This window comes from Euzebyales bacterium (assembly GCA_036374135.1).
Taxonomy (GTDB): Bacteria; Actinomycetota; Nitriliruptoria; order Euzebyales; family JAHELV01; genus JAHELV01.
The window spans coordinates 25,738-44,486 of sequence record DASUUK010000004.1; the positions used below are offsets into that span (position 1 = coordinate 25,738).

Sequence of the window (18,749 nt, forward strand, 5' to 3'; positions counted from 1 at the left end):
ACCGGACGCCACGGCTACCAAGGTCCGCGATCCCGCGTCATCGACCACGATGGATTGATCCCGCCATGGCAGCAGTAGGCACGACCGTGCGCCCGCCCCGACGCCGGCGCCGTGAGAAGCCGACCTGGGAGCTCGTCTACAAGCGCAACTCCATCGAGCGGCTCAAGCAGGAGAAGTTCCCGCTCGACATCGTCGACGAGCTTCCGCAGCTGATCGCGATGGGGTACGAGGCCGTCCCTGAGGAGGACATCGTCCGCCTCAACTGGTGGGGTCTCACGCACGACAAGCCCAAGCTGGGCACGTTCATGGTGCGCATCAAGGTGTCCGGTGGGCTGATCCAGCCCGCGCAGCTGCGGGGCGTCGGCGAGATCGCCCAGCGGTACGGGCGCAACTACGGCGAGCTGACCACCCGCCAGGGCATCCAGCTGCACTGGGCGCGGCTCGACCAGTTGCCGGAGGTGATCGCGGCCGTCCAGGCGACGGGCCTGACGACGGTCGGGGGAGAGGGCGACACCGTCCGCAACATCACCGGCTGCCCGGTCGCGGGGATCGCCAACGACGAGCCATTCGACGTCACGCCGATCATCGCCGACGTCGCCGACTACTTCTACGGCAACCGCGAGTACTCCAACCTCCCGCGCAAGCACAAGTACACGATCGCCGCGTGCCCGGGGCAGTGCAACGCGCCCGAGATCAGCGACGTGGCGCTGATCGGCGTGGTCAAGGACGGTCGCGAGGGCTTCACCCTCAGCGTCGGCGGCGGGCTGTCGAACATCCCGCGCCTGGCCAGGGACCTCGGTGTGTTCGTGCCGCGGGACGAGGTCATCGAGGTGCTGCGGGCGGTCACCGACGCGTGGCAGTCAGACCCGAAGTACCGCATCAGCCGCGCCAAGGCGCGCATCAAGTTCATGATGGACGACCACGGCCCGGAGGGCGTGCGCGCCAAGGTCGAACAGCGGTTGGGGCGTCAGCTCGAGGACCACCCGGCGCCGGATCCCGTCGACGGGGTGGACCACCTGGGCGTGCACGCCCAGCGTCAGGACGGACGGGTGTACGTCGGGTTCTCGGTTCCCATGGGTTGGCTGTCCGGGGATCAGATGATCGGCATCGCCGACCTGGTCGAGCCGTTCGGCGGCGACGTGCGCCTGACCCGTCAGCAGGACCTGATCGTCGGCAACGTGCCCACCGACCAGCTCGACGGCTTCCTCGCCGCCATGGAGCGACTGGGGCTGCCGATCACGCGGAACAAGGTGTACGGCAACTCGATCGCGTGCACGAGTCATAAGTTCTGCAACTACTCGGTCGCCGAGACCAAGGGCAAGTTGTCCGAGATCCTCGAGGTGCTCGAGGGCCGCTTCGGCGCCGCCGTCGAGGACCTGAAGCTGTACGTCGATGGCTGCCCGCACGCGTGCGCCCACCACTGGATCGGTGACATCGGCCTGCAGGGCACGACGACCAAGGATCCGTCGACCGATCAACGCATCGAGGCGTACGACGTCACGCTGCGTGGCGGCCTGGGGCGCGCCGCAGCGATCGGCACGCCCCTGCTGCGACGCGTGCCGACGACCGACATCACGGACGTGCTCGTCCGCCTGCTCGACGCGTGGCTGGAGCGGAAGGCCGCGCTGAACGGGTCGGGTGACGCGCTCGGGTTCCGCGCCTTCTGTGACGCCACGTCCGACGACGAGCTGCGCGCGATCGCCTCGGGACAGGCCGTGTCCGGACCGACCGCCGCGCACGGTGACGCCGACCATGTCGTCGTCCGCGTGCCGGGAACGCTGCTGGAGCTCTCCGACGGTGCGGACGAGATCTCGCTTCCGGCCGCGGCAGGTACGGACGGCACGGACGCGACCGTTTCCACTGTTGGCGAGGCGCTCGATCACCTGGTGCGTCTGCACCCGAGGTTGATCGCCTATCTTGTCAGCGGTCCGGGGCAGATCAACCCGGCGGTCAACCTGTACATCGGCGAAGACGACATCCGTGGACTCGGTGGGTTCGACGCGCCGCTGCAACCCGGTGACGAGTTGTCGATCCTGCCGGCCCTCGCGGGCGGCTAGGTCAGGGGGAGTGGGAGTGCTGAAGGAACGCGTGGTCTTCGACGACCTCGAGATCGGTCAGCTGGCGGTCGAGCTGGATGACGGCGAGCCCGAGGACGTCATCGAGTGGGCGCTGAACACCTTCGGTGAGAACGTCGCGGTCGTGACGGCGTTCCAGTCCGACGGCATGGCCATCCTCGACATGGCCTATCAGATGTTCCCGCAGGTGCGGGTGGTGACGGTCGACACGGGTCGGCTGCCACCCGAGACCGTTGCGTTCATCGATGACGTGCGCCGGCGGTACCCGCAGGCGCGGGTCGAGGTCCGCTGTCCCGATGTCGACGAGGTCGCGTCGATGGTGCGTCGCAACGGGCCGGATCTGTTCCGCGAGAGCGTCCAGAACCGCCTGATGTGCTGCCAGATCCGCAAGGTGCGTCCGCTGACGGAGGCGCTGGAGGGCCTGGACGCGTGGTTCACCGGCCTGCGGCGCGACCAGTGGGCGTCGCGCGCCGCGATCACGAAGGTCCAGCTCGACCACGATCACGACGGCATCGTGAAGATCAACCCGCTGGCCGACTGGACGGCGGAGGACGTCGACGACTACCTCGCCGACTTCGCGGTGCCCCGCCACCCGCTGTACGGCAAGGGGTACACCAGCATCGGGTGTGATCCGTGCACGCGACCGATCCGCGACGGCGAGGACGACCGCGCGGGCCGGTGGTGGTGGGAGTCCGACGCACCGAAGGAGTGCGGGATGCACTGCCCGATCGAGACGGGCGGGTTCGAGCACGAGGTGCACGCGATCCTCGGGGAGGCGCATGCCGACGGCCACTGACACCCTCGCGCAGGGACCGGACGCGACCGTCGAACTCGACGACGCCGAGCAGGAACTGGTCGCCGCTGAGCTCGCGGCACTGCTGCCCGCCCTCTCGGAGGAGCGCCGCGCCGGGTACGAGGCGTTGGCGGACGCCGTCGACGAGGGCAGTGTGCCGCCCGAGCTCGTCGTGCACCTGCAGTCGCTGCTGGAGCTCGCGCTGCAGACGGCACGCGCACGCAAGCTGTACCGCGCGGAGGGCGAGAAGATCCTCACGGGCGTGTTCCGCCGGACGCCCGCTGGACGGGCGCTGACCCGCCAGCTCGGTGACATCAACAGCGCCCTGCGGGCCGTGGCTGACCACGAGCTGCGCAGCGCCCGTGTGGGGATGCGCACGCTCGGCCACTTCACCGTGACGCTGCGGACCGACGAGGCGACGCTGACCCTCGCGGTGCGCCCCGACGGCATGAACGTCGAGAGCGTCGAGGTGCTGGACACGGCGTGACCCGCTGAGCGTTGCAGCCGGGGCCGGATGCCGGTGTCCGGTGCCACGGTGGTGGGTGTCTGGCGGGTGGGGCGGTGTCCGGTGCCACGTTGGGACCGGCGGCGGTGCCGAACCGTCGGCCGTCGCGTACGGTCCGGGGCGACATGGCGCACGAGCTCGACCGGTGGAAGCCGGCATTGATCAACGGCGGCAGCGGGCTGGCGGTGATCGCGCTGGGCTGGATGGTCGAGGGCCGGCTGACGTGGCCGATCATGGGGGCCGCCGTCGTCGCGCTCGGGTGGGGCTGGTGGGTCTCGCCGTTGCGCAACGCGCGGCCCCATGTGCCGCACGCCGACGCGGCTGCCACGGCCGGACCGTACGGACCGGTCGTCTACTGGCGCCCGGGCTGCTCGTACTGCCTGAAGCTGTGGCGTGCGCTCGACCGTGACGAGCGCGACCGCGTGACATGGGTCAACGTGATGGCTGACCGCGACGCGTCCGTCTACGTCCGGCGCTTCCATGACGGCCGGATGGTCACGCCCACGGCCGTCATGGGCACGGGGCGGCAGATCGAGGCAACGGCGTCACAGATCCGCGCCCGCGTCGCACGTCGCCGTGGCCGACCTTCCGCCGACCCCGGCCGAGATCGCTAGTCGCCGAGCAGCGCCTGCCCGATCCACGACACGATCGAGACGATGATCGCGCCGAGGAACGTGGCGGCGAATCCGGTCGAGCTGAGACCGAGGCCCAGTCCCTCGGAGATCCAGATGGTCAACCCGAGCATCAACGCGTTGATGACCAGCAGGAACAGCCCGAGCGTCAGCAGCACGATCGGCAGGCTGAAGAACGTGACGATCGGCCGCGCGAAGGCGTTCACGAGGCCAAGGATGAAGCCGACGATGATCAGTCCTGCCAGATCTCCGTCGAACCGGAGTCCCGACACCAGTTCGACGGCGACCCACAGACCGAGGGTCGTGACGGCGACCTTCAGGATGAACGACATGCCGGCACCATAGCTGAGCCGGCGGGCTCGCGCGCCGCGGCCGGGCCAGTGGGGCGGAGGGCACGTCGACGCCGGGACGAACGGGCTCGCCCGCGGCCCGTGGCGGACGATTGGCTACTGCGACAGCGAATCGGCGGGTATGCTGTGGGCATGGCAGCAGCACTGCTCCTTAGCTGGCCGCGCTGACACCCACCTCAGCGCGGCGACCCTCCCATGCACGGAGGGTCTTCTTGTGTCTGAAGACGTTCGTGGGGCCTGGTTCCACGAACGTCTGGAGGACCGGCTCCGCCGGACAGTAACTCTCGACCGTGAGGATGAGCACCGTGAACGCCTACGACCCGCACGAGATCGAACCCCGGTGGGAGAAGGCCTGGGAGGAGGCCAGGCTGTTCGTGGCCGACGAGCGGTCCGACAGGGAGTTGTTCTACGCCCTGCACATGTTCCCGTATCCATCGGGCGACCTGCACATGGGCCACGTGGAGGCCTTCTCGCTGGCGGACGCGGTCGCGCGCTACCGGCGCCTGCAGGGTTACGAGGTGATGAACCCGATCGGCTGGGACTCGTTCGGGCTGCCCGCGGAGAACGCGGCGATCAAGCGCGGCGCCGATCCCAAGGCGTGGACCTACGCCAACGTCGAGACCCACGCCACGACGATGCGGCGCATGGGGTTCGCGTGGGACTGGTCGCGGCGCCTGCACACCTCGGACCCCGAGTACTACAAGTGGACCCAGTGGCTGTTCCTGCAGTTGTTCCAGGCGGGCTGGGCGTACCGCGAGGAGGCGGACGTCAACTGGTGCCCCAACGACCAGACGGTGCTGGCCAACGAGCAGGTGATCAACGGTCACTGCGAGCGGTGCGACGCGGTGGTGACCAAGAAGTCGCTGACCCAGTGGTTCCTGCGGATCACCGCCTTCGCCGACCGCCTGCTCGACGACATGGATCAACTGGCCGACACGTGGCCGGAGCGGGTGCTGACCCTGCAGCGCAACTGGATCGGGCGGAGCGAGGGCGCCGAGGTCACGTTCACGGTCGGCGACGACGAGGTCGTCGTCTACACGACGAGGCCCGACACCCTGTACGGCGCGACGTTCTTCGTGGTGGCGCCCGAGTACCCGTCGGCCCGCGCATGGGCCGAGCTGGGCGGCGTGGTCGACGACTTCGACGCGTTCGTGCAGCGGGTGCAGTCGCGTTCGGACGTCGAACGCCAGTCCACCGACGCCTCGAAGGACGGGCTGTTCCTGGGCGTGCACGCCGTCAATCCCGTCAACGGGGAGCGTCTGCCGGTCTACGCCGCGGACTACGTGCTGATGGGCTACGGCACCGGGGCGATCATGGCGGTGCCGGCGCACGACCAGCGCGACCTGGACTTCGCCCGCCAGTACGACCTGCCGGTGCGCATCGTGGTGCATCCGGAGGGCGCGGACCTGCCCGACGCCGCCTCGATGACCGAGGCCGCGTCCGGCGACGGCGTGATCGTCAACTCCGGGGACTACGAGGGCCTGCCATGGCGGGACGCCAAGCAGCGGATCACCGACGACCTGGCCGACCGCGGTCTGGGTCGTCACGCCGTCAACTACCGGCTGCGTGACTGGCTGATCTCGCGTCAGCGCTACTGGGGCGCCCCGATCCCGATCATCCACTGCCACGCATGCGGGCAGGTGCCCGTGCCGATCGACGATCTGCCGGTCCGCCTGCCTGAGGTCGATCAGATCGACTTCTCGCGCAGCGGTGTCGCCCCGCTGGCGACCGCCGAGGGATTCGTCAACGTCGCGTGCCCCTCGTGCGGCGGGGACGCGCGGCGCGACACGGACACGATGGACACCTTCGTCGACTCGTCCTGGTACTACCTGCGTTACTGCTCGCCTCACCGTGACGACGTGGCCTTCGCCGCCGACGCCGTCGCCAGGTGGATGCCGGTCGACCAGTACACGGGCGGCATCGAGCACGCGATCCTGCACCTGTTGTACTCGCGGTTCTTCACCAAGGCGCTGCACGATCTGGGTCACGTCGACTTCGTCGAGCCGTTCACGCGGCTGAAGTCACAGGGCATGGTGGTCATGGAGGGCGCCGCGATGTCGAAGTCGAAGGGCAACCTGGTCGAGCCCCGCGGCATCGTCGAGGAGTTCGGCGCCGACACCCTGCGCGCGACCATGCTCTTCGCCGGCCCGATCGAGGACGACGTCGACTGGGCGGACGTGTCGACCGCCGGCATGTTCAAGTTCCTGTCGCGGCTGGTGCGCCTGACCGACGAGCACGTCGAGTCGCGCGGCGCCGCGGTGGCCGACGTTGCCGGCGACGAGGATCTGCGCCGCGCCGCCCACCGGACGATCCGGGATGTCACCGCCGACTTCGACGCGTTCAAGTACAACACCGCGCTGGCCAAGCTGATGTCGCTGACCAACGAGGTGTCGGCCGCCGTGCGCGAACGCGCCGCGCGCGGAGGCGACCCCCAGCACGCGCTGGAGATCATCGCGATCATGCTGTCGCCGATCGCCCCGCACGTGGCCGAGGAGATCTGGCAGCGGCTGGGACACGACGACTTCGTGGCCGAGCAGCGCTGGCCGGAGTTCGACGAGGCGTTGCTGGTCGAACGCACCGTCGAGGTGCCGGTGCAGGTCGATGGCCGCGTCCGCGACACCGTCACGGTCGCGGTCGGTGCGGCAGAGGACGCCGTCGTAGAGGTGGCGCAGCAGTCGGAGAACGTCCAGCGCCACCTGTCGGATCGCGCGATCGTCAAGGTGATCTGGGTGACCGACCGACTGCTGAACCTGGTCACGCGCGCGGCCTGACCGCCGGGTACCGGCCCGGTGACCGCGTATGGGGAGACCTGTCGCCGTATGGCGGTTGTTTCCGCTCCGGCGGGTGGGTGCGGGCGTGTGGGGAGACCTGTCGCCGTATGGCGGTTGTTTCTGCTCCGGCGGGTGGGTGCGGGCGTGTGGGGAGACCTGTCGCCGTATGGCGGTTGTTTCCTCCCCGTGGTCTGGGTGCGGGCGTTGTGTGGGGAGACCTGTCGCCGTATGGCGGTTGTTTCCTCCCCGGCGGGTGCGTGCCGGTTGGGTAGGTGGTGCCTGCGGGGCGATGTCCACAGGTGGGCGACGCGCGAACGGGCAGGTGGCGGCCGTCGTTCGTAGCGTGCGGCCCGATGGACGACGCGACACCACATCCACGCAGTGGCGGCGAGCGCCTCCGTGAGCTCGTCGGTGACCTCCAGCTGACACCGGCGCACGTGACGGCACTGCTCGTCGCGGCGTCGTTCGCATGCGCGGGCGTGGTCGCGCTCTGGTGGATGGCGCGCCCCCAGCCGGTCGCCGCGCCGGATGTCTCGCCGGTCGCGGTCGCCAGCGTGCCGCCGCCGGTTCCGAGCCCGTCGGCAGGACCGCTGGTCGTGCACGTCAGCGGCGCGGTCACCTCGGCCGGCGTCGTCGAACTGCCGGCCGGCGCCCGCGTGCTCGATGCGGTCGAGGCCGCGGGCGGGCTGCGACGGCGCGCGCGGACCGACCAGCTGAACCTCGCGCGGCCCGTCGTCGACGGCGAGCAGATCCACGTGCCCGACAGCCGGCCGGGGAGCACCGGACCCGTCGCGCCCGGTGCTGTGGCCGACGCAGGTACGGGAGCCGCAGCCGTCGCAGGAACGGCGGGGCCGCTCAGCCTGAACACCGCATCGGCGGCGGAGCTCGAAGCGTTGCCGGGCATCGGTCCCGTCCTGGCCGGTCGCATCGTCAGCCATCGCGAGTCGGTCGGAGGGTTCACCGCTGTCGACGAGTTGCTCGAGGTGTCCGGCATCGGCGAGAAGACCTTCGCGGCTCTGCGCGATCTCGTGACGGTGTGACGGCGCCGGTCGCCGTACTGGTGGCCGCCGCGTTGTGGGTCGGTTGCCTGTGGTCGGGGCCACCATGGCTCGCCGCGGTTGCGGTTGCCCTGCTAGGTGTGGCGCGTCGGATGGCCCGTACCGTCCCCGGTCCGTCATCCACCCGTGCGGCCGGTGCAGGTTGCGCCGTCGCACGAAGCGGCGCCGAGGACGTCCACGGGACGCCGCTCCACCCCGCGGCGACGGTCGTGGTCGCGCTGGTGCTGCTGGGCGCCGGTCTCGCCGGGGGCCGTACGTCGCTGCGCGACGACTCGCCGCTCGTCGGCCTGGCCGAACGCCATGCGACGGTCGACGTGTGGGCGCGGGTCGTCACCGAACCGCGGGTCAGCGCCTTCGGAGCGTGGGCCATCGTCCGCATCACCCGCGTCGACGACCGCCGGCTGACGGGTCGTGCGGTGATCCATCTGGATGCGGACACCGCGCTGGCGGTGGGCCAGCCGATCGCTGGCCGGATGCGTGTCGGCGCAACCCCGGACGGCGGGTTCGGTGCCCACCTGCGCGCCCTCGGGGTGTCGGTCTCGCTCCGCCCACGCGCGCCGCCGGTGGCTCGACCTGCGCCGTGGCTGCTCGCCCACACCACGGTGCTACGGACGCGGGCCGGCGCCGCGTTCGACGCCGCGCTCCCGTCCGGGCGCGCGGCGTTGCTCGGCGGCATCGTGCTCGGATCGCGCGACAGGGTCGACGACGACATCCTGCGCGACGCCGGGCTGAGCCACCTGGTCGTCGTCTCGGGACGTCACGTGGCGGTCGTGCTGGCGGGTGTCCTGGCGCTGTCGGTGGCGTGCGGCATCGGCCACCGCGGACGGCACCGGTTGGCGCTGACCATGCTGTGGTGGTTCGTGCTCGTGACGCGCTGGCAGCCGTCGGTGCTGCGCGCGGCGGTCATGGCGACCCTCATGCTGGCGGCGGCGTCGGCGGGCCGTGGCCGCCAGTCGACGCACAGCCTGGCCGTCACGGTCGCGGTGCTCCTGCTATGTGACCCACTGCTCGGACGGCAGATGGGGTTCGCGCTGTCGGTGCTGGCCACGGCGGGTGTGCTGTCGGTGGTCGGCTCCGTCGGTGGGGAACGGCGTCGTCGCGGGCGCATCGCCGTCCGCGCGACGATCGCGGCGCAGATCACCACCGCACCGGTGGTGCTGAGCGCGGTCGGCACGGTGCCGCTGGGTGCTGTGCCGGCGAACCTCGTGGCCGCGCCGGCCGCGACCATCGCACAGGTCGTCGGTCTGGTCGCAGCCGCCGTCGCGGCCGTGCCGGCACCGGGCGCGCATGTTGCCGCAACGTGGGTCGCCCGGGCCGCCGGGCCGGCGCTGGCGCTGGTGCAGTCCACGGCGTCGTTGTTCGCAGGCTGGCCGCAGGCCACCGCGCGGCATGTGCTCGGCGCCGTGCTCCTGTCGGCCGGCGTGTGGACGACGGCCCGGTGGGGACCGCTGGCGTCGCGCGCCCGCCATCGCATCGCGGTCGTCGCGGTCGTGACCGCGTGGCTGGTGACCGTCGTCGTGCCGTGGATCGTGCCGGCCTCCGCGCCCGACCATCTGCGTCTGACCGCGTTGGACGTCGGGCAGGGTGATGCGCTGCTGGTCGAATCACCCGGCGGCACTGCCGGCGTCGCACGGATGCTCGTCGACGGCGGCCCGGAGCCCGACGTGCTCGACGCCGCCCTGCGCGCACGCCGCATCCGATCGCTGACCGCGGTCGTCCTGACCCACGGCGATCACGATCACGCCGGCGGTCTGGCGCGCGTGCTGCGGCGGGCGCGTGTCGGCGCGCTGATGATCCCGGCGGGTGACCCGCAGTTGCGCGACGCGGCGTCGAGCGCCCGGGACGCGCTGGACGTCGCACAGCGGGAAGGTGTGCCGGTCATCGAGGTGGCGGCGGGGCGGCAGTTCGTGATCGGCGACGCCACGGTCGAGGTGCTCGCTCCGCCACCGGTGGCGCTGCCCGGGACGGATCGCAACAGCCGATCGATCGTGCTGCGCGTGGTGGGGCCTCACGGCAGCATGCTGCTGACCGGTGATGCCGACGAGTCCGCGCAGCTGCGGTTGCTGCGAGGCCCGGCGGCGCTGCGGGCCGACGTGTTGAAGGTGCCGCACCACGGGGGCGCGACCAATGCGGTCGGCTTCCTTGACGCCGTCGCGGCCCGTGTCGCCGTCGTATCGGTCGGGGCCGGGAACGGCTACGGCCATCCGCATCCCGACACCGTGGACGATCTCGCCCCGGTCCCGCTGTGGCGCACCGATCGACATGGTGCGCTGACCGTCACGCTGACGCCGGCGGGACCGGTGGTGCAGCCGGCATCCTCGCCCTGAACGCGCGGGCATGACGAGCAGGTCGACGACCGACCGGACTAGACTGCCGCCGATGTCCGCGCTCCCACCGATGTACCTGTTCACGGGCTCCGAGGAGCTGCTCGTCCGTCGTGCGGCGGCGCGGCTGATCGATCAGATGCGGTCCGACGCGCCGGTCGAGGTGATCGACGTCCGTGCCGGGGAGCTGCGCGAGTGGGGCATGCCCGACCTGCGCACGGGTTCGCTGTTCGGTGACCGCCGGGCCGTCCTGATCCGCGACGCCCAGGAGCTACCGGCTGACATGGCCGCGTCGCTCGTCAGCGAGCTCGACGGGCCACCTCCCGAGGCGACCGTGATCCTGATGGCGTCGGGAACCGGTCGGATCATGAAGCTGGCGCGGGCGATCAAGGCCGCGGGCGGACGCGTCGACGTGTCACCGCCGAGGGACTGGGAGGACCGCAAGTGGGCGCAGCTCGTCCGTGACGAGTTCGCCCAGCACGAGCGCAAGGCGACCAACGACGCGGTGACGGCCCTGCTCGGGCACGCCGGACTCGACGTCGGGCAGATCGCTGAGAAGGTTTCCCAGGTCGTCGCCGCGGCCGATCCGGGCACCATTGGTGAGGCCGAGGTCGAACGGGCGGTCGTCGGGCACGGCAGCCGTGGGTCGTTCGCGGTCGCCGACGCCATGTGCAGCCGCGAACCCGCCAGGGCGCTGGAGCTACTGCGGGGCGTGCTCGAGGCCGGAAACGACCCGATCATGGTGCTCGGGGCACTGGTCTACCGCGTGCGTAGCATCCTTGCGGTCGCCGGCAAGGTCGACCCGAAGCGGGTCGGCCTGCGGATCAGCGGGGGACAGGCGCGCCATCTGCGGGCCGCGCGAGGAAACTTCGGACCCGGCGAGCTCACCCGCGCCATGCGCACGCTCGCCGACGCCGATGTCCTGCTCAAGAGCGGGGACGTGCCGCCGCAGCTGGTCATCGAGCGCGCCGTCGTCGACGTCGCGACGCCGGCCGCTGATCACGACCCGCGGTGACGGCCCCGGGCACGCTCGCCCCGACCGTCGCCGGCGGCCAAGGCACGGACAGTCGCCTGCGGCTCATGCGCTGCAGGGCGGTCCGATCGTCGGTCGCGGGCTTCAGGGTCTGTGTCCCGGTCCCGGCCGGCATTCGGTCGCATCTGCATCCCTGCTCGCGTCGTTGCGGCTCGCGCGAAGACAACCCGGTATGCGTCGCTCAGCGCGCCGTGCGAGCCGGTCGCAGCTGCACCCTCGGTGCACGATCGGTCCGAGCGACAGACCCTAGTCCGGTGGGCCGTCCAGCAGCCGGGTGACCAGGTCGGCGAGGTCGTCGGCGATGTAGGTCGGCTTCGGATCCGCCGCGTCCGCGTCGTCGCGGTCGCTGACACCCGTGAGCACCAGCGCGGTGTCCCAGCCGAGTGACGCCGCCCCTGTGAGATCGGTCTCGACACGGTCGCCGATCATCAGCGTCGGGCCGTCGGGCAGCCGCGCCGCGGCGCTCTCGAACAGCGTCCGCTCGGGCTTGCCCGCGACCTCAGGGGACCGTCCGGTGGCGGTTTCCAACGCGGCGACGATGATCCCAGCGCCCGGGCTGATGCCGTCCGCTGCCGGAAAGCTGCCGTCCGTGTTGCTGGCGATGAACCGGGCGCCCGCCAGCAGCGCACGGGTCCCGACGACGAGCTTGTCGTAGGTCAGGTCGTGATCCAGGCCCGTCACGACGACCTGCGCGGACTCGGCGTCCTCGACGAGCTCACATCCGCGGTCGGTCAACGCGTCGCGCAGTCCCTGCATGCCGATGACCAGACACCGGGTTCCCGGCTCGACCAGGTCGGCCGCCGCGATGGCCGACGTGATGATCTCGTCGGGTTCGGCGTCGAACCCGAGCGATCGCAGCTTGTCGGCGCTCTGCTTCTGCGTGCGCGTCGCGTTGTTGGTCGCGAACGCCACACCGACGCCGGCGGATCGCAGCCTGGCGATCGCGTCGGCCGAGCCGGGGATCGCATCGTTCCCGCGGTAGCACACCCCATCGAGGTCGATGACTACGCCTGCGTACGCGATCGGAGTGGCCTCGGCGTCGGAGGGCATGGCGCGTGGTCGACGCGGTGACGCCGCTTCGGTGTCGGTCAGATCGACTGGAGGCGCCGCGCCATCTTCGACTTGTGGTTCGCGGCGAAGTTTGGGTGGACGATGCGGCGACGGGCGGCGCGGTCGAGCCTGCTGGCGGCCGCGTCGTGGGCAGCGCGAGCCTCGGCGGCGTCACCGGAGTCGACCGCGGCGTCGAAGCGCTTGAGCGCGGTCTTGATGGCGCTGCGGGTCGCCTTGTTGCGTGCGCGGGCCGTCTCGTTCTGGCGGTTGCGCTTGATCTGACTGGCGATGTTGGCCATGACGGTGTGACGCCTTCGTGTGGCTGATGACGGAGCAGGATGAAGGTGCGCCACTACGGCGCGACGGATCGAGTCTAGCGCGCCCCGGCACGCGACCGCACGGCCACCGCTAGCATCGCTGACATCCCGTCCCGCCACCTACCGGGCTCGCGCACGCGATCCCAGACTGCGGACATGACCTCAAACAGCGAAGCGGTAGGTCGCACACATTGACCTCAGACAGCGAAGCGGTAGGTCACGGCAGATGACCCCGACCGACCGCATCCGCAACTTCGCGATCATCGCCCACGTCGACCACGGCAAGTCGACGCTGGCCGACCGCATGCTGCAGCTGACCGGCCTGGTCGGCGATCGCACGATGCGCGCGCAGTACCTGGATCGCATGGAACTGGAGCGCGAGCGCGGCATCACGATCAAGGCGCAGGCGGTGCGCATGCCGTACCGCGCGCTCGACGGCGACGAGTATGTGCTGAACCTGATCGACACGCCGGGCCACGTCGACTTCTCCTACGAGGTCAGCCGGGCGATGAACGCGTGCGAGGGCGCCGTGCTGCTGGTCGACGCCGCGCAGGGCGTGCAGGCGCAGACGATCGCGAACCTGTACGTGGCGGTCGAGGCCGGCCTCGAGGTCATCCCGGTGCTCAACAAGATCGACCTTCCCGCGGCGCGCCCCGACCAGGTGGCCGAGGAGATCGCGGCGCTGATCGGTGGCGATCCGGCGGACATCCTGGCGGTGTCGGCCAAGACCGGTGACGGCGTGCCGGAGGTCCTCCAGGAGATCGTCGCGCGCGTCCCGCCGCCGGTCGGCAGCCCCGACGATCCCCTGCGGGCGCTGATCTTCGACTCGGTCTACGACAGCTACCGCGGTGTGGTCACCTACGTCCGCGTGGTCGACGGCCAGATCCGTCCCCGCATGGACGTGCGGCTGATGGCGACCGGGTTCGCCAACGAGGTCCACGAGCTCGCCGTCATCTCGCCGGAGCCCGTGCCGACCGATGTGCTGGGTCCCGGCGAGGTCGGCTATCTGACCGCTGCGATCAAGGAGGTCGACCTCGCCCGTGTGGGTGACACCATCACGACGGTCGAGGCGCCCGCGCCGGAGCCGCTGCCGGGTTACCGGGAGCCGACGCCGATGGTCTTCAGCGGGCTGTACCCCGTCGACTCGGGGGACTTCCCTGACCTGCGGGACGCCCTCGACAAGCTGCGGTTGAACGACGCGAGCTTCACGTTCGAGCCCGAGACGTCCGTCGCGCTGGGGTTCGGGTTCCGCTGCGGATTCCTGGGCCTGCTGCACATGGAGATCATCTCCGAGCGCCTGGACCGCGAGTTCGACATCCCGCTGGTGACGACGGCGCCGAACGTGCGCTACGAGGTCCACCTCGACGAACGGCTGTGGACCGAGGAGGAACCCGCGGTCATCGAGGTGTCCAACCCTGCCGAGCTGCCGGCGCCCAACCGCATCGCGGAGATCCGTGAGCCGGTCGTCGACGCGATGATCATCGTGCCGAGCGACTACATCGGCGCGGTCATGCAGCTGTGCGAGGGCCGCCGCGGCGACATGCGCAAGATGGAGTACCTGTCTCCGGAGCGGGTGGAGCTGCGCTACCGCCTGCCGCTGGCCGAGATCATCGTCGACTTCTTCGACCGGTTGAAGTCGCAGACCCGCGGCTACGGGTCGCTCGACTATGAGCCCGCCGGTCTGGCGACGGCCGACCTGGTCAAGGTCGACGTCCTGCTCAACGCCGCTCCGGTCGACGCGTTCTCGGCGATCGTCCACCGCGACAAGGCGTACGAGTACGGCAAGCGGATGGTCAACAAGCTGCGTGAGCTGATCCCACGACAGATGTTCGATGTCCCGATCCAGGCGGCGATCGGGTCGCGGATCATCGCCCGTGAGACCGTCAAGGCGCGGCGCAAGGATGTGCTGGCCAAGTGCTACGGCGGTGATGTCACGCGCAAGCGCAAGCTGCTGGAGAAGCAGAAGGAGGGCAAGCGGCGCATGAAGAACGTCGGCGCCGTGGAGATCCCGCAGGAGGCGTTCGTCGCCGCGCTGAGCGTCGGCGACGACGCCTGACGCCGTGACCGCACCCGCAGCGCCCGAGGCCCGCACCGGGGCCTCGACGCGCGCGGGCGCCGGCATCTACCTGCACGTCCCCTTCTGTCGGCGCCGCTGCCACTACTGCGACTTCAACACGTACGCCAACCGTGGCGCACTGATCGGTGACTATGTCGTCGCGCTGCACGCCGACATCGACGTGGTCGCCGGCGGCGGCCCACGCGCGCTCGCCCCGCCGGACGCCGAGGTCGAACCCGACTGGCCGACGTTCGACAGCCTGTTCGTCGGCGGTGGGACACCGACGCTGCTGCCCGCGTCGGATCTGGCCGGCGTCGTTCGCCATGTGCTCGAGCGGTTCGACCTTGCCGAGGGCGCCGAAGTGACCGTCGAGGCGAACCCCGAGACGGTCGACGTCGAGACGCTCGCGGCGCTCGTCGACGCCGGGGTCACGCGGATGTCGATCGGCGCGCAGTCGTTCGCGCCGCACGTGCTCGATGCGCTGGGCCGGTGGCACGAGCTTGACGCGCCGGTGCGCGCGGTGGAAGCGGCGCGCGCGGCCGGGATCGCGCAGATGAGCCTGGACCTGATCTATGGCACGCCGGGAGAGTCGCCCGCGGACTGGGAGCACAGCGTTCGCACGGCGCTGGACACAGGGATCGGCCACCTGTCGGCGTACGCGCTGACGGTCGAGCCCAGCACCCAGTACGCGCGCCGGGTCCGGCTGGGCACCGCGATGGCACCCGACGACGACGTCCAGGCCGAGCGCATGGATCAGGTCGACGCCTGGGCGGCCGAGGTGGGCCTCGCGCGCTACGAACTGTCGAATTGGGCGCGACCCGGTCTCGAATCGGTGCACAACCGCGTCTACTGGCGCGGTGGCGACTGGCTGGGCATCGGCGCGGGCGCACACGGCCACTGGCGGGGACGGCGTTGGTGGTGCGCCCGCAGCCCCGAGCGCTACATCCGGGCCGCGCGAAACGGGGCGTCGACCCTCACCGGGTCCGAGATCCCCGACGCCGACCAGCGCCGTGCGGAGCGCCTCATGATGGGCCTGCGCCTGACCGAGGGCGTCGCACGCGCCGCGGTCGCGCCGCTCGACGACCGCACGGTGTCCGACCTGGCCACGGCCGGTCTGCTCGCTGCCACCGATCACCACATAGCACTGACGCCGTCCGGGATGCGGCTCGCGTCGGCGGTGACCCTGAAGCTGCTGTAGCGGCCGACGGGCTCGACTGACGCCTCGCTGCCACCTGGACCTCCACTGGAGCGGTGCGGGGACATGCGCACCACGTGGTGTCCAGGAGGTCCGCCACTCTGTATCGTCGTCGTACCCTCGCACCCGGCGCCGTGATCGGTGGCGTGGTCATCTTCGCGACGCCGCTGTTGAGCACGGTGACGGTGGGCCTGGTGATCGGCTGGTACTGGGTCGTCGGCGGCGTCATCGGGATCGTCGGCGCCACCGTCGAGCGGGGTGACCGCTTCATCCGACTGCTGGTGGCGGTGCTCTCGCCCGTGGCGGGTGTACTGGTCATCGCGCAGCCCGGGCTGGCGCTCGTGACGCGTGGTTCGCCGGTGCATGGATGCTGGTCGTCGGCGTCGTGATGGCGGCGATGGCGCTCTTCCAGCGTGGGTCGGCTGCCGGCTAACGATCGTCCGGCGATGCCGCCGGCTGACGTGTGACGAGCATCGTCGCGTCGACCGGCTCGCCGCGCAGGTCGACGAGCCCGTCAGCGGGTGCGAGGTCCCAGTCGTCCCGCAGCCGATCTGCCGCCGAACGGTGGATGAGGATCTGGCCGTCGGTGGCGACGGCGTCGATCGCCAGCGCTGTGCGCGCCGGCTCGCCGAACACGCTGTAGGTGAAGGTGTTCGGGTGCACCAGACCGGCGACGACGTCACCGGCCGCCAACCCGGCGTGGTAGTCGACGTCGATGCCCGTCTCGTCGGTGAACGTGTCGAACGAGACCCCGACGTCGGTCACGAACGTCGCTGCGACGTCAGCGGCGACATCGGGCGCGCCGAGTCCAGCCGCGAACAGGTGGTGCTCCGACGCCGATCTGACACGTTCGATGTCGAGGCGCGTCGCCGTGTCCTCGAGGATCTGCGACAGTCGCGCGCTCGCCTGCAGCGCCTCCTCGGGCGCCAGGTCGTGGCGCTCGAGCGGCCCGTGCACGGTCAGCGCGATGACGGTGGCCGTGTCGGCGAGGTCGGTGGCAGCGACGTGACCGACACGGAGCTCGTCAACCAGCCGCGCAGGCAGGATCGACTGCAGCAGCTGTGTGATCTCGTGTTCCTCGGCCGTGCGCGCCGCGCGTTGCTCGGCCAGCTCCGCCGTCAGCGCGTTGAGCCGCCGGCCGACGTCGCCGATCTCATGCCGCCCGAGCTCGGGTGCGCGGGCGCTGAGATCGCCGCCTGCGACAGCCGTTGCCGTCTCGACGACGGGCGTCACGGGGCGGGTGATGCGGTCGGCGAGGAACAACCCGGCCACGGCCACCAGTGGCACCAGCATCAGGGCGGTCACCAGCAGGAGCCGATTGAAGTCGCCGAGTGGCTCGTTGGCCTCGGCTGTCAGCAGCTGCGACACAACGACCCAGTCGAGGTCGTTCGACGGGAGCAGCCCGGACACGGTCAGCGCCGGCCGGTCGAGGTAGTCGCCGGCCCGGCCGGAGAACGGCTCCCGGTCGAACGCCGCATCCACGCTCGCGGTCCGCACCGGCTGCTGCAGCACCGTCGTGCCGGCGGCGGCGATGGCGTCGCTGAGGTCAGGTGCGTACCCCGCGTCGTCGAGTGCCGCGAGGTATGCGTCGGGATCCTCCAGCCACAGACGCGCATCCGAACGCATGAGCCGGTCAGCGCCGACCACGTAGCTCTCGCCGGTCGCTCCCAGACCGGAGGCCCGCCACTGACCGTCGAACGTCGTCAGGGCGTTGAGCGCCGGGGCGGGAACCTCGGCCACGACCGCACCGATGATCTCGGTTCCATCGCTGACGGTCGCCGCCGCGAGCATGACAGGCTGGCCCGACGCCGGAAGGTATGGACGGAAGTCGACGAACACCGTCTCGCTCACGCCGACTTGTGACAGCCGCTGCTCCACCACGTCGCGTAGCCCGGGGTGCCGCAACGGCCCGACCAGGGCGTCGGTCCCCAGGTCGATGCGCTTGTCCGTCGAGTAGACGACGGTGCCCTGCGCATCGACCAGCAGGATGTCACCGAGGCCGAACCCATCGCGCAGCTCGACGAGCTGCCGGTGCGACGCGGCGTGGGCGCGTCCGTAGGCCGTGGTGTCACCCGGTGCCTCGGCCAGCTGATGGCGCTCATCCGCCGGGAACGGGTTCGCGGCCAGGTAGTGGTACTGCACGTGCCGGGTCGCCGGGTCGTCGGGCACCAGTACGTCGGGTGGTGACGTGATGGCGGTGGACGCGAGGCTGTCCACATAGACCCGCTCGAGCTCGTCGAGCTGGCGTGCCGACAGTGGACGGGCCTCCCTTTCCAACTCGCGGAAGCCGTCGCCCATCGTCGTCAGCGCCTCGACGGTCGCCCCGGCGCGTGCGAGCAGGCCGACGGCCTGACTGATGCGGTCGAGGCCGTTGACGAGTGCCCGCACCTGCCCGGCCTGGTGGTTCTCGAGCTGGCGTTCGACCGCGTCGCTGAGCAGCGAACGCGCCACGAGGAAGTTGTAGGCGCCGAGCACGAGCACGGACAGCAGCGACATGCCGACGAGGACCACCGCCAGCCGCCGCCGCAGGCTCGGTCGACGGTCGCTGCTCGGTTCGTCGACGACCCCCGTCGTTTCGGTCGTGTTCATC

At 70.8% G+C, this 18,749-nt stretch carries 15 protein-coding genes; 11 read left to right on the plus strand and 4 right to left on the minus strand.

The genetic code is table 11. From position 1 onward, the window contains the following. Positions 1–65 precede the first annotated feature (65 nt). The 4 genes from VFZ70_00765 (at position 66) to VFZ70_00780 (ending at position 3,987) form a co-directional block, all read left to right on the plus strand. Entirely contained in the window at positions 66–2,057 is a 1,992-nt protein-coding gene (locus VFZ70_00765) for a MoaD/ThiS family protein (protein ID HEX6254317.1), read from the plus strand. A gap of 10 nt (positions 2,058–2,067) precedes the next feature. Further along, positions 2,068–2,871 (plus strand): phosphoadenylyl-sulfate reductase, encoded by an 804-nt coding sequence (locus VFZ70_00770; protein ID HEX6254318.1) that lies wholly within the window; start codon positions 2,068–2,070, stop codon positions 2,869–2,871. Continuing rightward, complete coding sequence (locus VFZ70_00775; protein ID HEX6254319.1) at positions 2,855–3,355, plus strand: hypothetical protein; 501 nt, start codon at positions 2,855–2,857, stop codon at positions 3,353–3,355. Before VFZ70_00770 ends, VFZ70_00775 begins: the two co-directional genes overlap by 17 nt. Positions 3,356–3,498: 143 nt before the next feature. Then, on the plus strand, positions 3,499–3,987 hold the full coding sequence (locus tag VFZ70_00780; protein ID HEX6254320.1) for a hypothetical protein: 489 nt from the start codon (positions 3,499–3,501) through the stop codon (positions 3,985–3,987). Here the strand turns inward: VFZ70_00780 and VFZ70_00785 are convergent. Continuing rightward, positions 3,984–4,337: a phage holin family protein gene (locus tag VFZ70_00785; protein HEX6254321.1), complete on the minus strand. Its 354-nt coding sequence runs from the start codon at positions 4,335–4,337 to the stop codon at positions 3,984–3,986. The two genes, VFZ70_00780 and VFZ70_00785, sit on opposite strands and share 4 nt — an antisense overlap. A 314-nt stretch (positions 4,338–4,651) precedes the next feature. Here VFZ70_00785 and leuS point away from each other — a divergent pair, with 314 nt between their 5' ends. The 4 genes from leuS (at position 4,652) to holA (ending at position 11,523) form a co-directional block, all read left to right on the plus strand. Further along, positions 4,652–7,126 (plus strand): leucine--tRNA ligase, encoded by a 2,475-nt coding sequence (gene leuS / locus VFZ70_00790; GenBank protein HEX6254322.1) that lies wholly within the window; start codon positions 4,652–4,654, stop codon positions 7,124–7,126. Between the two features lie 353 nt (positions 7,127–7,479). Further along, the gene (locus VFZ70_00795; GenBank protein HEX6254323.1) at positions 7,480–8,166 is read left to right on the plus strand and encodes a helix-hairpin-helix domain-containing protein; all 687 of its coding nucleotides are present in this window, start codon (positions 7,480–7,482) and stop codon (positions 8,164–8,166) included. Between the two features lie 110 nt (positions 8,167–8,276). After that, positions 8,277–10,511: a ComEC/Rec2 family competence protein gene (locus VFZ70_00800; GenBank protein HEX6254324.1), complete on the plus strand. Its 2,235-nt coding sequence runs from the start codon at positions 8,277–8,279 to the stop codon at positions 10,509–10,511. A gap of 52 nt (positions 10,512–10,563) precedes the next feature. Then, a complete protein-coding gene (holA, locus tag VFZ70_00805; protein ID HEX6254325.1) occupies positions 10,564–11,523 on the plus strand; it encodes a DNA polymerase III subunit delta in 960 nt (319 codons plus the stop codon). A gap of 264 nt (positions 11,524–11,787) precedes the next feature. Here holA and VFZ70_00810 read toward each other — a convergent pair whose 3' ends face one another. Both VFZ70_00810 and rpsT read right to left on the minus strand, forming a co-directional pair. Next, entirely contained in the window at positions 11,788–12,591 is an 804-nt protein-coding gene (locus VFZ70_00810; protein ID HEX6254326.1) for an HAD-IIA family hydrolase, read from the minus strand. 38 nt (positions 12,592–12,629) lie between these two features. After that, positions 12,630–12,890 carry a 30S ribosomal protein S20 gene (gene rpsT / locus VFZ70_00815; GenBank protein HEX6254327.1) on the minus strand — a complete coding sequence of 87 codons (261 nt, stop codon included), beginning with the start codon at positions 12,888–12,890 and terminating at the stop codon, positions 12,630–12,632. Between the two features lie 244 nt (positions 12,891–13,134). On the opposite strand from rpsT, the gene lepA reads away from it, so the two are divergent. From lepA to VFZ70_00830, 3 genes are all read left to right on the plus strand, one after another. Then, positions 13,135–14,964, plus strand: coding sequence for a translation elongation factor 4 (gene lepA / locus VFZ70_00820; protein ID HEX6254328.1), 1,830 nt, complete (start codon positions 13,135–13,137; stop codon positions 14,962–14,964). Positions 14,965–14,968: 4 nt separating this feature from the next. Further along, positions 14,969–16,162: a radical SAM family heme chaperone HemW gene (gene hemW / locus VFZ70_00825; protein ID HEX6254329.1), complete on the plus strand. Its 1,194-nt coding sequence runs from the start codon at positions 14,969–14,971 to the stop codon at positions 16,160–16,162. A 131-nt stretch (positions 16,163–16,293) separates the two neighbouring features. After that, positions 16,294–16,548 carry a DUF308 domain-containing protein gene (locus VFZ70_00830; protein ID HEX6254330.1) on the plus strand — a complete coding sequence of 85 codons (255 nt, stop codon included), beginning with the start codon at positions 16,294–16,296 and terminating at the stop codon, positions 16,546–16,548. Between the two features lie 40 nt (positions 16,549–16,588). On the opposite strand, the gene VFZ70_00835 is transcribed toward VFZ70_00830, so the two are convergent. Further along, positions 16,589–18,748 (minus strand): HAMP domain-containing protein, encoded by a 2,160-nt coding sequence (locus tag VFZ70_00835; protein HEX6254331.1) that lies wholly within the window; start codon positions 18,746–18,748, stop codon positions 16,589–16,591. Position 18,749 lies beyond the last annotated feature (1 nt).